Genomic DNA, 17,345 nt, shown 5'->3' on the forward strand with positions numbered 1-17,345 from the left:
GAATCAGGGGCCGGGCACCTTGGCGGCCGCGGCGACTTGCGCTATAGCCGCGTCGCTGGCGGCGCTGGTGCGGCGGCGCGTTACTGCTGGGCGTACTGGGAACTCCAGTCGCGCGGGTTGTCCGGGTCGTCGCCCTTGGTGCCGTCGAGCGAAACCAGGAAGGTTTTGGCCGGGAAGTAGGGCACCATGTGAATGTCCAGGTTGATCCGGTCTTTCTGATCCGGGTCGCGCTCGAACTTCTTGATGGTGAACTTCTCAATCAATTTGCCCGGGCCGGCAATGCCATCGAGGAAGCGCACAATCTGGTTCTGGATGTCCATGCGCATGTTGTGGTCCCAGTTTTCGAAGGCGCGCCGGTTCAAAAAGTCAATCAGCACTTTGGTCACGTAATCGAACACGCGCACCACGGAGTAGGTCTGCAGGCCCGCGTTGTCGCCGTTGAAGAGGGTCTTGGCCGAAAACGCCATAACCCGGCCGTATTCGTTGACCATCGGCACCAGGCCGAGCTTTTCCATGTTGGAAATTTCGCTCTTGCGCAGCGGAAACTTCACGCCTTCCACTTCGTTGAGCGTGCCGTGTTTGCGCCCGGCCGTCACCTGCGAGGCCAGCGTGGCGTAAATGCGCCCGGCCAGGGCCGAGGAAGGCGGCACGAACATGTCTTCCTCCTCCCCGATTTCCTCGATTTTGCCGCGCCCGACCAGCCAGTTGGCCGTCATTACCACGTTGGACTTGTAAGCATCGGCCCCGGTCAGATTGGCCTTCTCAAACAGTTCAATAACGTCTTCCGGGGCATCGAAATGCTCGAAATCGGTGACGAGCATCACCTTATTCTTGTAGGCAATTTTGGCCCATTTGTCGACCACGGCATTGGAGCCGAGGTAGCCCGGCACTACCAGCAGGGAGTAGTTGTCGCGCAAGTCGAGGCGGTCGTAGTTCTGCTCCAGCTCGTCGGACACAGCATCGATGAACGTGGTGTTGGCCAGGTCCTTGAGCTGGTCTTTGTCGGCGTTCAGGATGGAAATGTTCTTGACTTCGTTCTGGTCCGTGTTGCGGAAAAACAAGGTCACGGAGCGGTACGCCTGCTCCAGCTCCAGGGTCGCGTCCACCGCCGTTTTCAGGTTGGTGGTGAGCAGCTGCTCGTTGGCCGCTACGCGCTGGCTGCCCTGTTCTATGGCTTCGCCCACGGTATCGACTTCGCTGAGCAGGGAGTGCCACAGCGCCAGGCGCCGCTTGAGCTGGTCCCGGTCGGCCTTTTTGTTTTCTTCGGACAAGAAAATCTTCTTCCGGGCTTTCTTTTCGGGGTTGAGGTTGGAAGTGCCGTCGATGGTGGTTTCGAGCAGGTCGAAACCACCGACTTTGAGCAGGCCCTGCGTAGCCTGCTCCAACGAAGGAGCAGCCACACTTTCACGGACCATCACATCGGCAACGGGGTCAATTTGCTGTTCAGCGGACATAATACAGAATCCCTAAAAAATTACAATTCATTACCAAGTCAACTCCCATCAGGACAGCTCGTCCATCATGGCCTTGATGGCATCCAAAAAAGCTGCCTTGGTTTCGGGTTTTTCCAGGGCCGATTTAAGGATTTTATTGGATTTTAGCTGACGCAGCAACTTCTGCAAATCATCTGTCTCGGAAGCTAAACCCTGCAGAAAGCTGCTTTGACTGATAATGCCTTTAGTGCCAAAATCCCCAAGGGAGGCGAAGTGCAGCTTCTCCGGCACCGTCACGCCCTGCGCGTTTTCAAAGTCGACGGCTACTTCGGGCTTAAAGTGCTCAAATACAGCTTCCGGAGTTTTCAACCCCATCACCACCACCGGTTTAACCGGCGTATGTGTAGTTAGCTTCTGCACCAGCAGCGTGCGGTTGAGGGGGATTTCTGCAATGGCTTCGGACGCATTGTCGAGCTTGCGCTCCTGGCCGCCTATTCCGTAGGAGTACATAGTAGGTATGGGAGGGGAAACGGTAGCAGAGGGCGCAAACAGGCGCCGTAGCCAACCAATGAATGAAAAGGTGCTCATTGTTAACCTCTGCAGGCAGCACGCAGGCCCGGCAGGCAGTAAATTTGTGTTAATGTACTATTTATTTTAACTATGCAATGATTGCAAAGAAAAATTATTCTCCTAGCTTCACCCAGCAGCCCTCACCGATGGCTTTGTTGTATCCTATTTCATCTTCTTCCCGTTTCCATGTCATACTCTGACTCGCTGAAGCGTGCCCTGCACATTGCGCAGGCCGTGGCCCACGAACACCGCCACCCGCATTACTCGGCCCCGCATCTGCTGCTGGCCCTGCTCCACAACGAGGTGGGGCTGGCCTCCTGGCTGGTGGCCGTGCTCGACAAAGACATCCATTACCTGCGGGAGTGGGCCGAAGTGCGCCTCGAAGAGCAGCCCAAAGCCGCGCGCCCCGCCGAATCCCCCAGCCCCGACGCGCGCGTGCAGCAGGCCTTGGAAATGGCCGAACTGGTGGCTCTGCAGCTGTCGAGAGACAATACGGACCCGCTGAGCACCCTGGCCGCCCTGCTGAAACCGGAGCTGGCTTTCACGACCGAACAGCTGAAGTCACTGTCCCTTAGCCAAAAAGAAGTGCTCGACGCGGCCCTGCAGGAAACGCCCGCGTTGGCCGCAGCTCCTGCAGCCGATGCGGGCTCTGCCGCACCCAGCAGTCCGGCCCCTAAAGGCGGAGCGTTGGCCACGTACTGCACCGATAAGACGGCGCAGGCGCGGGCGGGCAAGCTGGACCCCATCGTGGGGCGCGACCGGGAAATCCGGCTGATGGCCGAAGTGCTGGGGCGGCGCACCAAGCCCAACGTGCTGCTGCTGGGCGAGCCGGGCGTGGGCAAGTCGGCGCTGGTGGAGGGCTTTGCGCAGCAGATTGTGCAAGGGCTCGTGCCGGTGCACCTGCGCGAGGTGACGCTGTTTGAGTTGGATATGGGCACGCTGGTGGCCGGCGCCTCCTACAAAGGCGAGGTGGAGGACCGCATCAAGAAAGTGCTGGGCGAAATCAAGCAGTACACCCGCGCCATCCTCTTTATCGACGAGATTCACGTGCTGGTTGACCCCAAAGGCAGCGCCGGCAGTGGCATTGCCCAGCTGCTCAAGCCTGAGCTGGCCCGGGGCGAGCTGACCGTCATCGGCGCCACCACCCAGGACGAGTACCGGCAGTACATCGAAAAGGACGAGGCCTTCAACCGCCGCTTCGACGTCGTGCGCGTGGAGGAGCCCACCATCACCGTGGCCGAGCGCATGCTGGAGCGGGTGCTGCCCCTGTACGCGGTGCACCACAACTTGGTCATCGGCGAGGGCACCATCGGGGAAGCGGTGCGGCTGGCCAAGCGCTACGTGAAGGACCGGCAGCTCCCGGATTCAGCCATTGACTTGGTCGACCGCACGATGGCGGCCATCCGCATGCTCGACGAGCAGGCCGTGGCGGGCCTGGGGCAGTTGCAGGCCGACTTTGAAGCCCTGACGGCGCGGCGCGACGAGCTGGAGGAGGCCGACTACCTGCGCGAGCTGCGTTGGTTTCTCTACCAATTGCAGAACCAGGTCAGCCAGCTGTGGCTGAACCAGGTGGAAAACGAGCAGCAGCCCGACGCCCTGGAAACCAGCGCCGAGCTGCAGCGCTACCTGCACGAGGTGCTGCGCACCGTGCTGGCCCTGGCCGAAACCCGCAAGGACCGGGTGGAAAAGCAGGACGTGGCCGCCATCGTATCGGGCAAAACGGGCATCCCGCTGGGCAAGCTGCAAAGCAACGAGCGGGAGAAACTGCTGCGCATGGACCAAGTGCTGCAGAAGCGCGTGGTGGGCCAGAACCACGCCGTGGCGGCCATCTGCGCGGCCATTCTGGAGTCGCGCTCGGGCCTGACCAAGGCCGGGCAGCCCATCGGCTCGTTTTTCCTGCTGGGCCCCACCGGCACCGGCAAAACCGAACTGGCCAAGGCCCTGGCCGACTTTCTGTTCAACGACGAGTCCTTCCTCATCCGCTTCGATATGTCGGAGTTCAAGGAAGAACATTCAGCGGCGCTGCTCTACGGGGCGCCTCCCGGCTACGTGGGCTACGAGGAGGGCGGCCTACTGGTGAATAAAATTCGCGAGAAACCCTACTCCGTGGTCCTCTTCGACGAAATCGAGAAGGCCCACCCGTCGGTGTTCGACATCTTCCTGCAGATTCTGGACGAAGGCCACCTGAGCGACCGGCTGGGCCGCGAAGGTGACTTCAGCAACGCCGTCATCCTGTTCACCTCCAACATCGGGGCCGAGCAGATTGCCGCCGCCTTCGCCGAGGGACAGCCGCCCGCGTCCGCCGACTTGCTGGAAACCATGACGCGCTACTTCCGGCCCGAGTTTCTGGCCCGCCTGACGGAAATCGTGCCGTTTGCGCCCATTTCCGAAGCCAACGTGGCGCGCATCTTCGACATTCACCTGCGGCCGCTGGTGGAGCAGCTGCGGCGGCAGGGCATCACGCTGGAGCTCAGCCCGGCGGCCCGGCAACACCTGGCTCTGGCGGGCTTCACGCCCAAGTACGGCGCCCGCCCCATCACCGGGGTTATCAGGCAGCAGTTGCGCCGCCCCATCTCGCGCCTGATTATCAGCGGCGAGGCCCGGCCCGGCACCACCCTGGCGCTGGACAAGCCCGCGGACAGCGACACCCTCGTGTGGACGACCACCCACGCGGAGGACGCCGCACCGGAACCCGAAGCGGCGCTGCAAGAAGCCCCGGCGGCCGTTGCCGCGTCGGAGCCGGCCTGATTTCCCTAATAAGCACGTCCGCCCCGGGCCAGCTGCTGGCCCGGGGCGGCCGCGTTTTGGTACTTGCTTTACGCTCGGTCTGCGCAGTCCGCGGCGGCTGCGCACAAGCCAATTATCGGCCCGCCACTTGGTACGCCGGCGCGGGGGCACGACATGCTATTGCCAGGCCGCCGGCGCTACGAGACTTTGCCAGGCTTCACCAGCACTTCGTAGGGCAGATGCATGGCCGACTGCCCGGCCAGCACGGTTTGCAGCTCCTGGGCGGCGCGCTGCCACTCCCAGGCCGTGAGGCGGCTGGGCTCGGCGGGGGTCAGCTGCACCTGAATGCAGCGCACAAAGCCCACCGATGCGGTAGCTCCGCTTTGAAACCCCTTGCTCACCTGCACCGCGGCCAAGTGCGGCCCCATTTCGGCCCAGCACGCGGCTTTGATATCGGCCAGGGTGACGAGCCGGTTGCGGGCCAGCAGGTTGCGGCGCAGCGCGTGCAGCCGTTCCTCGGCCCCGGGCCGGGCCCGGCCGCCGCTGGTGTTGCTCAGCAGCCGCACGCTGTCCAAGTCGTTGCCGTCGTGGATGCGCAAGGGGCTGCCGGCGGGCAGGCGGTTGGCCCCTTCCCCGTTGCACGACCAGTACTCCAGAAACACGCTATCGGTCACGTCCTGGGGGCGCAGCAGCAAGTAGGGCACGGGCTGCTCGGGGGTGCGGGTGCGGTCGAGGCGCTCCTCCAGTCGGGCCAGGTTTTGCTCCAGCTCCAGCAGAATAGAGCCGATGAAATCGGTGCCGGCGGCGGTGAAGGCCCGGCTTTCGTCGCGCAGTAAATCCAGCAATTCGCGCAGCGCTTCCCGGCCCGAGCGGGTATCGAAGCGGCCAGCCCCTTGCGTGCGGAGCGTGTAGGTATCGGTGGCGCCGTCGTTCAGGTCGCCGAGGGTGGTGGGCCGGTAGGCCACGTTGCCGAGGCTGTACACGTCGCGCATGGCCAGGAAGGGCTCCTCGCTGGCCAAAGGAAACAAGTTCAGGGCCGGTTGCAGGCGAAACAACACCTTGTGCAGGCGCCGGTTAAGCACGGGAAAGCAGTTCAGGGCGCAGACCAGCTGGTCGAAGGCCTCCGGGGGCAAGGCGTGGGCAAAACGCACTTCCAGCCAGGTCAGTGGCTGGGTAAGGGCTTGCAGCTCGGTGGCGGGGTCGAAAATAGCGGCCAACTCGGCCGGGTACGGCCGCTGGGCGTAGGTGCTTAGAGCCCCGGCCGGCCCGCTGAGCTGCACGAAATACGGCGTGTACAGTTCCCGAATGCGCTGTTCTAGCCGGGGCAAAAAGTCGTATTCCCGCTGCAGCGCGCCGCCGGCTGCCTCGGCTGCCGGCTGGGGAGTGGGCAGGCCCTGGCGCGGGTGCACCTCGGCGCCGCCGAGCAGCCACTGCTCACCGGGCAAAAAAGCCGTGTACTCGGCCCGGCGCGGTTCGTTGAGCCAGTCGAAGTAAAACGTCAAGTCCGCGAAATCGACGCCCTCGGCCGGCAGTTCTAGCCCAATCCAGAGGCGCCGGTGCTCGGCGGGGGCCCGGTGCGCCGCCTGGGCCACCAGGCGCTTCTGGCTACCGGCCTCCACCAGCCACACGGCCGCGTCGGTGGCCAGGCAACGCACACCGCCGCGCACTAGTCGCGCGGCCTGCAGGGGCGAGAAAAACACCTCCTGCCCGGCCGCCTGCCGGCCCACGCTGGGCAGCTCGTAGCCAAACTGCGCGTCGGGCGGCAGCATTACCACCGATTCATGAATCTGCGCCTGCGCCACGGCGTGGGCCGGCTGCGGTGCGTCCACCACGTCGGGATTAAGCAGGGCGGTCAGGCGCTCCACCAGTCGGCTTTGGGTCTGGTGTAGCTCCTGCCCTATTTTCTCCAGCTCCACGGCGCAGGCTTCAAACAGGAGCTGCACCAGCGGGTCGAAGCCGTCGAGGTCGGCTTCGCTGTAGCCCCACAGCTCGGCGGCCTGACGCGTGAGGCGGCTTTTGATGGTGGCACGGCTGAAATCAGTGGGGAGCAGGGACGACATGGCGAAGCAGGAAAACGGGATGAACGGAAATTGCGGGCTAGTCTACCGCTAGCGGGGCCACGAACAGGCTGGCCTGAAACGCGAACGGCTCGTTGGTGCGGTGCAGCACGGCATTCACTTTCACTTCCAGCCGCTTGCGCACGCGCTGCCCCACGTGGCGCACTTCAAAATCGGTAACCGAAACGTGGGCCCGGGCGCGCACCAGCCGCGGCTCGTACGTCCGGATGGCCTGCTCCACGGAGCGCTGCACGTTGTCTTTCCAGCGCATGGTGGTCAGCGCCTCGAAGTCTTGCTCCCACACCTGGCAGCCATACCCCGGGTCGTAGCGCGACTCCCCAAATTGCGTGGTCAGGATCAGGTACAAATGCTGGGCAATGGACTCCTGCACGGAGCAGCGCGGCAGCTGCTGCCGCTCCAGCAACGCCGCCATATCCAGCGGCAGACGGTAAAACGATTCGCTCATAACAACTGTGAGTGTAAGCCAGGGCAGCGAATTATATAAAATAATTATTATTTTTGCTTAAAATTATCTAGTAATTTCAACATTCAGGTGCAGTCGCACAGCTCGGCCTCCCAAACGTCTTCGGCCGCTGCGACGAAGCGCCGTACGGTACCGGCGTCCTGGGCTCTGCCTGGAAGCGCGTCATTTTTTCATCCTCACCTAGCCCTGACTATGTCGTTTAGCGCCGCCCTCATCGTCAACAGCAAGCAGTACCCGATTCGCCGTTTCGTCTGGGGCGTGCAGCAGAACACCGACGCCGTGGGCCGCCCCGACGCCCGGGTGCAGGGGGGCCATTTGCAGGTGGAGCTGGACTCGGAGCCCGACGACGCCCTGCACCACTGGGCCCTGGACGACGCCAAAACCATGAACGGCGAGGTGGTGGTGTTTTCGGCCGACAACGCCTTTTCGCGCCGCAAAACCATTCAGTTCGAAGACGCCTACTGCGTGGGCCTGAGCAAGCGCTTCGACGGCTCCGCCGCCGACCACGCCATGACCATGACCCTGACCTTGTCGGCCAACCGGCTCAGCATCGGGGAAGTCGAGCTGGACAACGAGTGGCCACTATAACCCTTAACCGGCCGGGCTAGCCGGCTTCTCTTATGGCTTCCTTTGCTTGCACCCTCACGCTCGACGACCAGGACTACCCGGTCACGCACTGCACCTACGAATTCAGCCAGCCCACCAACGAGCGGGGCCGCGTGGCCGCGCGGGTACGCAGCGGCCTGATTACCCTGCACCTCGACGTGCCGGAAAGCGACGAGCTGGTGGCCTGGGCGGTGGACTCGAACCGGAAGCTCAGCGGCCACCTGGTGTTTCAGGAAACGAACCGGCCTGTCGCCCGCGAAAAGCTGGCTTTCGAGGACGGGTTCTGCGTGGCCTACGAGGAGCAGTTCGTCTCGGGCAACGGCGGCAACGGGGCCTACCAGTGCATGGTGCGCATTTCGGCGGCCAAACTGACCCTGGGCACCGTGGAGAATGACAGCCTCTGGACGCGGACGCGCTGACCCGTTGGCGTACTCCCTGCCCCGCAGTACCAGACCGCTGGTCTATAATACATGGGTGCTCTTGAAATGGGCTCGTGCCGGGCAATTAAGTCTACGTTTCGGCCATTCAACTTTCTGAATATCTGGACTGAGAACCTGGAAAGCGGTATTAATTGCATTCCATTCCTCTCAACATATTCTGAGTGCTGTTATACATAATTAACGGGAGTCTGCTTTATTTCCAGATGGTAAGCAGGGTCAATCGGTGGCTGTATAAGCTTAATGCCACGTCTCTTTACTTCTCTAATAAATGCACTAGGGTATTCCACCGAGATAGGGTCAATGTCAATTACATTCAACGTGTTGTAGTCACCTAAATGCTTGGATACGGTGGTACCTTGGTCTTCCAGCTCGCTGATTTTGCTTGCCATATTTTGAATTATTTCATTTTTAGATAGGCCGTCCTTTATTCCTGATGCCGCTACTTCTACCACTTGGTCTCCTATCGAACTGTACATTCTGAGTTCATGAGCTATGCCACGCCTAATGAGGTTGTCATACATAATTCTGGCTTGCTCCATAAAAGAGCTCTGAGTTCGAGTTATCATTATACTTCTATTGCCTGAGGCCGCCATTATTTCTGTAAGTACTTTCTGTGAATATGCCGTAAGTGCCCCGCGCTTGGCGTTGTGCGCGAAATTGATGCGTACTTTAAACTCGCGGTGAGGCTGCCCAAAGCTCCTCCACATATCTTTAAAATACCTTGTCAAATCTTCAGTTACATGCTGGCTGAAGGCAAATTTTGACTTCACGAAATCTGCCCCCGTTCTGGGCAGTTTTGATAAAGTACTTAAAATCGGGTTGCTACTGCTACCCTTAGAGCGTACCACGGCGTCATGCACACTGCGTGAGGCAGTGCGCTTGAGTTGGCCACGGGGCTGGACCTGAGGCTTGCTTTTGGCGGTAAACGAGTAGCGCCCTGGGCGATTAACAGGAGGGGCCATGCAGAATCAAGCTTAGGTCGAAGTTTGGTTAGGTCAGCAGTGCGACTTCTAATCTAGCAGAAGGCAGAGACTTATTTCTTATAAGTATAGTAAAAATAAAGATGGTAATAATTACATTGCTCATCATATGTCGTACCCCGTTCGAGTGACCGTACAAGTGGAAGGCGGACCGGCCCTGACCGACTTCAAGAGCCTGTCCATCACGCAGGAGCTGTTCACGCACCATTCCTTCAGCCTTGACTTTTCATTTGAAGCCCTGGGCAAGGCCTTGGGCATCCGGCCGGACATGCTCTTCAAGCAGGGCCACGAAAAGCTGAGCGGCAAGAACCTAACCATCAGCTGGAGCAGTACCCTAGACGCTGACCGGGGCCGCCAGTTCGAGTTCAAGGGCCTCATTACCGAAACCAGCATTCAGACCAGCGCCGACCTGACCAACTACTACCACATCAGTGGCACCAGCCCCACCTTCTTGCTGGAAGACGGCAGCCAGAGCCGCGCGTTCGTGAAGCAGACCGTGCAGCAGATTTTTTCGGCGGTGCTGGGCGACTACCCCAGCAACGCGTTTGCCCGGCAGCTCAAACCCAAAAACAAGGCTGTGCTCCCCTACGTGGCGCAGTACGACGAAACCAACTTCAACTTCCTGAGCCGGCTGGCGGCCCAGTACGGCGAGTGGCTGTACTACGACGGCACCACCCTGCAGCTCGGCTTGCCCAGCGCTAAAGCCTGCGTGTTTCAGAGCAGCGGGGTGCAGAACTTCACGCTCTCGATGAACCTGCAACCCGGTCAGTTTCGGAGCAGCCACTACAACTACCGTAACCACCAGCCTCTACAAGCTACGGCCAAGGCCCCGGGTGGCGACGCCTTCAGCAAGTTCGCGGTGCAGCGCTCCAACGAATTATTCCAGCAGCCCCACCGCCTGCTAGCGGATGCGGTACTAACCGACCGCAGCCAGTTGCAGCAAACCATCGACGCGCTGGTAGCCAAGCAAACCAGCGGCCTAGTGGCGCTGGAAGGCCACGGCGAAGTATTCGACATCCGGCCCGGCCACTTGCTCGACGTGCACGACGCTGCCGGGGCCGACTACGGGCGGTTCCGGGTGCTGGCCGTGGAGCACGAGCTCGACGGCGACGGAAATTACCAGAACCGCTTCAAGGCCATGTCGGGCGCCCTAGACAGTCCGCCCGCCAACGACTACTACACTGCGCCGGCCGCGCACCCCGAACTGGCCGAGGTCATCGACCTGGAAGACCCGCGCAAGCTGGGCCGCGTTCGGGTGCGCTTTCAGTGGGACGTGGCCAAGAAAAAGGATGCCGAATCGGGCTGGCTGCGCGTCACTACGCCCTACAGCGGCGACGGGAAGGGGCAGCTATTCACACCCGAAATCGGCTCGCAGGTGCTGGTAAGCTACGAGCACGGCCGCGCCGACTTCCCGGTGGTTCTTGGCAACCTCTTCCACCCCAAAAACAAGCAGGACGCGGCCTACACCTTCGACAAGAACAAGGTCAAGAGCCTGCAGACGGCGGGCGGCAATAAGCTGGTGTTTCACGACGAAGCCGGCAAGGAGCGCATCCTGATTTCCAACGGCAAATCGGGCAAGCGCGAAACCCTGTTAGAAGTGTCCTTTGCCCAGGATGGCAATATCCTGCTGAAGACCAAAGGCAACATTACCCTAGACGCGAAGACGAAAATTTCGCTCACCTCTAAGGAAATCAGCCTGAAGGCCGAGGATAAAATCACCCTGCAGGCCACCAAGAAAATCGTCCTCGACAGCTCCGGCACCGTGGATGTACAGGCCATAAACGCACTGAAAGCCAGCGGGCAAAAATTGGAGCTGAGTGCGCAGACCACCGCCAAGCTGGCCGGACAAACCGGCGTTAAAGTAGAAGGTCTCACCGCCGAGCTAAGCGGCTCCTCCATGACGACGGTGAAAGGCGCTATGGTGAAAATCAATTAGCCCAATCAATGGGAAAGCCAGCTGCCCGCGTGGGCGACATGCATACCTGCCCGATGGTGACGCCGGGCCTGCCCCCCATCCCGCACGTGGGCGGCCCTATCACCGGCCCCGGCTGCCCCACCGTGCTCATCGGGGGCATGCCCGCCGCCGTCATGGGTGATATGTGCACTTGCGTGGGGCCGCCTGATACGATTGTGCTGGGCTCCACTGGGGTATTTATCGGTGGAAAACCTGCTGCGCGTATGGGCGACCAGTGCGCGCACGGCGGAGCCGTTACTCTCGGATGCCCGACGGTACTTATTGGGTAGAAATGCTGATAAAACAAAGAAGACACCCCTGCTTACTAAGCTTATTCCAACTCATGACTTTAAATAGAGTTGGGGGATATATGCAGGACAATTGCTTCTAAAGTAAATTCTTAAAAATTGGCAAAAATGTTTCTGAATCAAACAATCTCCGTCAGCGGGTGTATTACCCAGGAAAAATTCATAAAGGGCCGGACCCTTTCTGAACTAGAACGGCTGTTAGGATTTCATGCAGGCAGATTAGAAAAAGGAATTATCGTAGCTGCTTTGCTGCAGTTGCCTGATATAGACCAGTTCGAATTGCTCGGGTACACACAGGTAGCGGAGCACAATTTCAGCGCTAATGCCCTGAATGGGTTAGATATCAACAAGCTCAAAGCAATGGTTCGGCAGAATGTATTCACTACAGTAGGCAATGACAGGCTCGTTAAAATAAAACCTAATACTCCTCACTCTGAATACATGAGCAATGACGAACAATACCCTCCTGGTAGCGGTGTCCCGCAATGGAAGTTAATTAGCAAAATGGATGCTGAAGTTATAGCAATAGTAGATGAAGGCGAGTGTTATCCGTTTTGGTAATGCCATGACCCTATACCTGATTTTTCATAATTACTATATATTAAATGGCTTAAGCAGAGCCGCCATCTAGTAGGTTGCTTACTGCCCATCCGCTGGCATGCGCAGTTGCTGACCCATGGAAACATTCAACAGCGTGCAGGAAACCGTGCCGGCAAAAAGGCCCGCCAGCGCGACGGCCACTGGCCCGGTCACCGTTCCAAGGCCTGGCAATGCAACAGTGCCCATATTGCCCCCACCATTGCTCCGGCTCCGGGCCATTAGCACGCCCGCGGTACGGGCGCAGCGCTTGGCTTGGCAATCTGCCATAACTTCTCATGCTCCTGGTAGGTAAGTAGCCGCGCCGGCTTAGGCCACGTTCACAACAACCCGAAGAACCGCGCCGGCCGGCCCAGCTCCGTGTTGATGGATTCGAGCGTCTTCTCGACGTCCTGCTTCATATCGGCCGTGGCCGGGTTTTCCAGCAGCTTGACGAAAGCCGTGCGCGACTGTTCCAGCAGTTGCTTCCGCTCCCGGCTGCTGGGCTTGTAATCGAGGCCGCGCTGGCGCAAGCAGTCGGCTTCGGCAAAGGCCAGCTGGTCGCGCAGCATGGCGTTTTCCATCAGCGCCGACACGCTGGGCATGGGCGCGGCTCCCCCGCCGGCCTTGGGCTTGGGCGCGGGCGCAGCGGCCACTACCGGGGCGGGCGCCGCCGCGTGGCTCTGGCTAGCTGCCTGCAGCGCCGTCTGCAGCAGGATAATCTGCTGTTTGGCTTGGCTCAACTCCATGGCCAGTTTTTCGCTGCCCTTGGCCGCGTCGCCGGTTTTGCCCAACTCCTGACGCAGCAGGTCGATGGTGCCGCGGTTGGCGCGGAACAAATCAAAGTCGCGCAGTATGTTGCGGGCAATCTGCCGGTGGGCCGCCACTTGCATGCCGGCCGAGTCGCGGCGCAGTTCGTTCAGCCCGGTCACAATGGCGTTCAGGTTGTCCTGGTTGGCGGTGACTAGCTGGCCCTGCACCATGTCGTTGCTCTCCACGCGCAGCCGTTGGTCGAGGGCATCGACGCGCTGCAGTCGGTGCGAGAGGGTATCGAAGACCACCGCCAGCTGACCTTGCTCCTGCTGGGCCTGGCTGAGCTGCGCCCGGAGGCGGGCATTTTCATCCACCAGACCGGAGTTGGAGAACAGGAAATAAGAGGCGCCTAAGGGCAAGGCCAGCGCCAGCAGATACAGCAATGCAAACTGCCAGATGTGGCTGCGTCGTTCGGTTTGATTGAGGGCTAACATGGGGGTAAGCGTGGGGCAACAAGCGGTGGAAGTGACGTATTATTGGGCAAAGGGCGACCAGGCCGTGACGGGGCTGGCCACCGCCCGGGCATCCAGCCCGGATGCCCGGGATGGCGCCTCAGCGGCGAGGGGGTTTTCGTTGATGAAGCTCTGCCAGCCTTCCTTGTTCTTGCCGATGTATTCCAGCTGACGGAGCTGCCGGAAAATGGCCCCGAGCATGGCCCACAAGTAGTGCTGCTGGCGCAGGTGCTCGTGCACTTGCTGGTGGTTGTAGGTTAGCGTGACGGCCGTATTCAGGGCCCCGAGCAGCGTAGCCGGCAGAATTTCCGACCACTGCTCGAAGTATTTGAGCAGCTCTTCACGCTCGGCTTCGGTGAGGCTTTCCAGGGAAGACTTGACTTGCTTGGCCACCCGCAGCAGCGCGTCGAGCAGGTAAATGGGGGGCTGCTCGGCGGCCATCAGCCGCAGGGTGGTGAGCTGCTGGGCCACGGCCAGCACGGTGTGCTCAGCCAGGCCGCGCACCAGGTCGGCCAGGGCGTTGCTTTTGTCGGTGCGCAGCTTCACTTTCTGGATGATCTTGAACGCATCCGCTTCCAGCTCGCTCAGCTGCAGCTCCAGTTGGTGCAGGGCCTGTAGCAGGACGGGGTGGCTGGCCAGGGCCGCGCAGGGCGGCACGAAATGGCTCACCGCCCGCAGCTCCCCGTTGGAGAGCTGCAATTCACCGACGGAGAGGGCAAAGGCTTCGCTAACGGCCGTGTTCAGGTGCTGCACCGGCACCACGCTCAAGCCGTACTGCGGGATGGTATGCGGGTGCCGGGGCGGCAGCTCGTCGGCAGCGGGGATGCCGACGGGAACCCGCTCGAACGGATTCACCGTGACCAGCACGGCGAAGCGCATGCCTTCCGTTGCCGGCAGGTTGTAGGTATTGAGCAGCTGCACCAGGTTGGTGCGGGCCGTGAGGGGGGCGCTGGAGGGCGTAATTTCGATGCGGGCGCCCCCGGCCGTGACGGCCCGGCAATGCGTTAGCCGGGCCTGCACTTCGTTCTGGGCGTCCACGTGCAGCAGCAGCTCGAAAGTGGGGCTGCCCAGCTCATCGGCCGTGGGCAGCAGGCCGTAGTTGTAGGAGCGCAGGTGCAGCGCGGTGGCGTCGCGCAGGTGGTCGGTGACGCACTGGTCGGCCTGGGCAAAATGCCGCCGGGAAATCTTCATCCCGTCGACCCAGTTCACCGGGTAATGGCTAATGGTCGGAAGCATAGAACTACGGATGAGCGGAAAGCAGATGGAGCTTCAGTCGGGGCGGCGGACTAGGCCGGCACCGCCTGCCGGATCAGCGGGACCCGTTCGGCAACGATGATGTCGCCCTGACGCAGCAGGTTGTTTTGAAAGGTCACTTCCGGGTCGTAATACTGCCGGCGGCGCCACCAGGCCCGCTTGGCGTAAAACAGCCAGCCGTAGGGCGTGCCTTGCGCATCCACATACTGCAGCGCCTGGTCGGGCTTCAGGCGGTTGTAATCGGTCAGGAAAATCGAGAAAAGGTCACCTAAGCGCATCTGGTAGGGTGCCTTCGAGGTAAAATCGTGGTAGGCGGGGTCTTGGTGGTGCCGCGCCATCCAGAAGTGCACTACCATGAAGTGGCTGAGGTCGATGCCGCCCAGGTTGGGCGCGGGCGCCAGCTGCTGCACCTGCCAGAGTTTGTACTGCTTGGGCGGGATGGTCTGCCAGGCTTGCCAGGCCGCCAGAAAAAAGTGCGGCAGCAGAAACAGCAGGACAGCGGGCACAAAACTGCTGGGCGGAAACCGGGGCTCGACCCGCGGTACCCAGTGCAGGGCCAACATGGCGGCCACACCCAACCCGGCGCTTAGGGCGAGGATGCCTGCTCCCTGCCAGCGCTGCCCGGCCGCCGGCCAGCCCAGCCAAGCCGGTAGCTGGGCCGCGTACAGCCAGCCCAGCAGCAGCAGCACGCACTGCAGCAACATTAGCGTCAGCGGGAAGGGCAAAGGACTGAGCACGGCGGCCAGCCCAAGTAGCCCAAAAGCGGCTACGGTGCCCAGCACGTAGAGCCCAATCCGCATTACGACTTTGCTGCCCGCAGCGCGGGCGGTGAGTTTGGTGAATGCGCCAGAAGCAGCCCCTTGGGCTTGGGATGTGGGTGAAGACAACATGGTGCTAATGACAAGACGGGACGAAATGGCAGGAAATATATCGTCGCCAAATGTGGGATTAAAGTAATTATTTCTATTGATATTTTGCGATGTTTGTCTAGAATAAATTTGAAAAGTCCTGATTCGACCTAACCCGGCAGCCCTAGCTTCTAGCTGGAGCCGCTATTCCCGAACCTTTAAATCTCCTCTTATGTCTGCTGCCCCAAACCCGCTCGCTACCCTGGCTTACCTACTGCGCCAGCCTTACGACTTGCGCCTGGAGGTGGTCATGGCCGAGCTTCTGGACGCCGGTTGCCCTTTCGATAGCCTATTGGTTCGGCCGGTTGGGATGTTTGCCCGGCGCTACCGGCGCGACTTAGGCACTGTCCGCGAAGAGGAATTTGAGCGTACCGGCCGGCCCGTCAAGCGCACGGTGCTCGACGTGAACCGCGAAGGCCTGTACGATGCCCTCCCACCGCACCTATTTCACCCTCCGGGCGGAGAGGGCGCCCCCCAGGGCGTATCAGGCATGGTGGAGGGTATCCACCGCCAGCGGCAGCAAGAACAGTCCACCCGGCTGTTTTTTCTGCCCTTCGAGCAGGAGTTTTTTCGCAGCCGCCTGTGCATCGAGCAAGAAGAACGGCGTTACTTCGCCCATCAGTCGGCCCGCTCATACAACCAAACGTTGGCGCGCTTCTGGGGCATTCCCGATACCGGCCTGCCGCCCGGCCCACTCACCAACCTGTTGTATCTGTTGCCGCTGGCCCACGGCCTAGTGGGCAACCTATCCCTCACGCAACTGTGCTTCGAGAGCGTGCTGGGCCACCCGGTGCAGCTGCGCGTAGTGGCTCCGCTGCGTCACCAGCTTTTCGAAGCCGCCTCGTCGCAGCGCTCCACGGCGGCGCACCCCACCCTGGGAGCTTCCGCGCTGGGCCAGGATATGGTCCTCAGCGGCGACTACCGCGAAACCCTGCCGGCCCTCGAAATCAGCTTGAAGGGCTTGTCCGTAGCCGAGCTGGAAGGCTACCTGAATCAGGATTGGCCTGCCAAAGTACTGGCTTTGCTCTGCGAGTATTTCGTCGCTTTCGAAACCGACGTAACTATCCGCTACGAAATGGCAGTTGCGGAGCTGGAGTTTCGCCTGGGCGAAGGCGAAACGACGGCGTTGCTGGGGTTTACCACTGGCGGCATCTAATGCACAGCTACCGACTGCGGCTGGCGGTATTCCTCTTGCAGACCTTGCGTGCGCAGGTTTTCGGCCTGGACGTAGCTGCGGGCGGCTTCGGCGCGGGCCCGCTGAGCCGGGTACTGCCCGAAGGTCACCGGACTCCACTCGGCCAGGGCCGTGCCCATGCTGCCGAACACGGCGTTGTAAGAATTGACCCCGCTGAGCGAACCGCTGCTGGGAATGATGGTGCCCACGGGCAGCATGGTGCCGGCCACGGCGTTGGTGGAGCCGTAGCTCACCTGCCCGCTGAGCCGCACCGAAGGCAGGCGCTGGGTTTTGGTCTGGGTAATTTCGGCTTCGGCGGCCTGTACTTGATGGGCTTTGGCCTGTAGGTGCGGCACCTGGTTACAAGCCAGCTCCAGGGCGGCGGGCAGGGAAAGGGAGCGGCCGGCCGGTGGCGGTGCGGCCAGTTGCTGGGCTTGTGAGGCACGCGCGGCAAACAGCAGCGCGGCGGCCAGCACCCAGCGGCCCGGCACCGTCAAGCGCCGGGTCAGATGACAAGAAGAAAGCATGACTGAGAGGAATCAGGATCGGAAATCCGGGCCGGGCACGCGGGAGTATGGCCAGCCGGCTGATAAGCTGATTGGGGGTAAC

At 61.1% G+C, this 17,345-nt stretch carries 16 protein-coding genes; 7 read left to right on the top strand and 9 right to left on the bottom strand.

Features of this window, described 5'->3' with window-relative positions; genetic code table 11:
• Window positions 1-80: 80 nt before the first annotated feature.
• Window positions 81-1,454 carry a DUF5458 family protein gene (locus LJ737_RS15195; RefSeq protein ID WP_227767195.1) on the bottom strand — a complete coding sequence of 458 codons (1,374 nt, stop codon included), beginning with the start codon at window positions 1,452-1,454 and terminating at the stop codon, window positions 81-83.
• 48 nt (window positions 1,455-1,502) lie between these two features.
• Window positions 1,503-1,943, bottom strand: a complete 441-nt coding sequence (locus tag LJ737_RS15200; protein WP_227767197.1) for a hypothetical protein — start codon at window positions 1,941-1,943, stop codon at window positions 1,503-1,505.
• Window positions 1,944-2,189: 246 nt separating this feature from the next.
• Here LJ737_RS15200 and LJ737_RS15205 point away from each other — a divergent pair, with 246 nt between their 5' ends.
• Window positions 2,190-4,751 (top strand): ATP-dependent Clp protease ATP-binding subunit, encoded by a 2,562-nt coding sequence (locus LJ737_RS15205; protein WP_227767198.1) that lies wholly within the window; start codon window positions 2,190-2,192, stop codon window positions 4,749-4,751.
• A 176-nt stretch (window positions 4,752-4,927) separates the two neighbouring features.
• Here LJ737_RS15205 and LJ737_RS15210 read toward each other — a convergent pair whose 3' ends face one another.
• Both LJ737_RS15210 and LJ737_RS15215 read right to left on the bottom strand, forming a co-directional pair.
• Window positions 4,928-6,790: a type VI secretion system baseplate subunit TssF gene (locus LJ737_RS15210; protein ID WP_227767200.1), complete on the bottom strand. Its 1,863-nt coding sequence runs from the start codon at window positions 6,788-6,790 to the stop codon at window positions 4,928-4,930.
• Between the two features lie 37 nt (window positions 6,791-6,827).
• Window positions 6,828-7,253, bottom strand: coding sequence for a GPW/gp25 family protein (locus LJ737_RS15215; RefSeq protein ID WP_227767203.1), 426 nt, complete (start codon window positions 7,251-7,253; stop codon window positions 6,828-6,830).
• A gap of 210 nt (window positions 7,254-7,463) precedes the next feature.
• Here LJ737_RS15215 and tssD (LJ737_RS15220) point away from each other — a divergent pair, with 210 nt between their 5' ends.
• Both tssD (LJ737_RS15220) and tssD (LJ737_RS15225) read left to right on the top strand, forming a co-directional pair.
• Window positions 7,464-7,859, top strand: a complete 396-nt coding sequence (tssD, locus tag LJ737_RS15220; protein WP_227767204.1) for a type VI secretion system tube protein TssD — start codon at window positions 7,464-7,466, stop codon at window positions 7,857-7,859.
• Between the two features lie 32 nt (window positions 7,860-7,891).
• A complete protein-coding gene (tssD, locus tag LJ737_RS15225; RefSeq protein WP_227767207.1) occupies window positions 7,892-8,296 on the top strand; it encodes a type VI secretion system tube protein TssD in 405 nt (134 codons plus the stop codon).
• Window positions 8,297-8,484: 188 nt separating this feature from the next.
• On the opposite strand, the gene LJ737_RS15230 is transcribed toward tssD (LJ737_RS15225), so the two are convergent.
• The gene (locus LJ737_RS15230) at window positions 8,485-9,279 is read right to left on the bottom strand and encodes a hypothetical protein (protein ID WP_227767209.1); all 795 of its coding nucleotides are present in this window, start codon (window positions 9,277-9,279) and stop codon (window positions 8,485-8,487) included.
• Between the two features lie 127 nt (window positions 9,280-9,406).
• Here LJ737_RS15230 and LJ737_RS15235 point away from each other — a divergent pair, with 127 nt between their 5' ends.
• The 3 genes from LJ737_RS15235 (at window position 9,407) to LJ737_RS15245 (ending at window position 12,120) form a co-directional block, all read left to right on the top strand.
• Window positions 9,407-11,233 (top strand): type VI secretion system Vgr family protein, encoded by a 1,827-nt coding sequence (locus tag LJ737_RS15235; protein WP_227767211.1) that lies wholly within the window; start codon window positions 9,407-9,409, stop codon window positions 11,231-11,233.
• A gap of 8 nt (window positions 11,234-11,241) precedes the next feature.
• Window positions 11,242-11,541: a PAAR domain-containing protein gene (locus LJ737_RS15240; RefSeq protein WP_227767213.1), complete on the top strand. Its 300-nt coding sequence runs from the start codon at window positions 11,242-11,244 to the stop codon at window positions 11,539-11,541.
• A gap of 126 nt (window positions 11,542-11,667) precedes the next feature.
• Window positions 11,668-12,120, top strand: coding sequence for a hypothetical protein (locus LJ737_RS15245; RefSeq protein WP_227767215.1), 453 nt, complete (start codon window positions 11,668-11,670; stop codon window positions 12,118-12,120).
• Between the two features lie 356 nt (window positions 12,121-12,476).
• Here the strand turns inward: LJ737_RS15245 and LJ737_RS15250 are convergent, their stop codons facing one another.
• Genes LJ737_RS15250 through LJ737_RS15260 form a run of 3 tightly spaced genes read right to left on the bottom strand, consistent with a single transcriptional unit; the run spans window position 12,477 to window position 15,454 of the window.
• On the bottom strand, window positions 12,477-13,382 hold the full coding sequence (locus LJ737_RS15250) for a hypothetical protein (RefSeq protein WP_227767217.1): 906 nt from the start codon (window positions 13,380-13,382) through the stop codon (window positions 12,477-12,479).
• 39 nt (window positions 13,383-13,421) lie between these two features.
• The gene (locus LJ737_RS15255; RefSeq protein WP_227767218.1) at window positions 13,422-14,636 is read right to left on the bottom strand and encodes a hypothetical protein; all 1,215 of its coding nucleotides are present in this window, start codon (window positions 14,634-14,636) and stop codon (window positions 13,422-13,424) included.
• A 50-nt stretch (window positions 14,637-14,686) separates the two neighbouring features.
• Window positions 14,687-15,454, bottom strand: coding sequence for a TssN family type VI secretion system protein (locus tag LJ737_RS15260; RefSeq protein ID WP_227767220.1), 768 nt, complete (start codon window positions 15,452-15,454; stop codon window positions 14,687-14,689).
• Window positions 15,455-15,734: 280 nt separating this feature from the next.
• Between LJ737_RS15260 and LJ737_RS15265 the strand changes: the two genes are divergently transcribed.
• Complete coding sequence (locus LJ737_RS15265) at window positions 15,735-16,718, top strand: hypothetical protein (RefSeq protein ID WP_227767222.1); 984 nt, start codon at window positions 15,735-15,737, stop codon at window positions 16,716-16,718.
• On the opposite strand, the gene LJ737_RS15270 is transcribed toward LJ737_RS15265, so the two are convergent.
• Window positions 16,715-17,263 carry a TolC family protein gene (locus LJ737_RS15270; protein ID WP_227767224.1) on the bottom strand — a complete coding sequence of 183 codons (549 nt, stop codon included), beginning with the start codon at window positions 17,261-17,263 and terminating at the stop codon, window positions 16,715-16,717. The genes LJ737_RS15265 and LJ737_RS15270 overlap by 4 nt on opposite strands.
• Window positions 17,264-17,345 lie beyond the last annotated feature (82 nt).

The sequence above is a fragment of the Hymenobacter sp. 15J16-1T3B genome, from assembly GCF_020711235.1.
Taxonomy (GTDB): domain Bacteria; phylum Bacteroidota; class Bacteroidia; order Cytophagales; family Hymenobacteraceae; genus Solirubrum.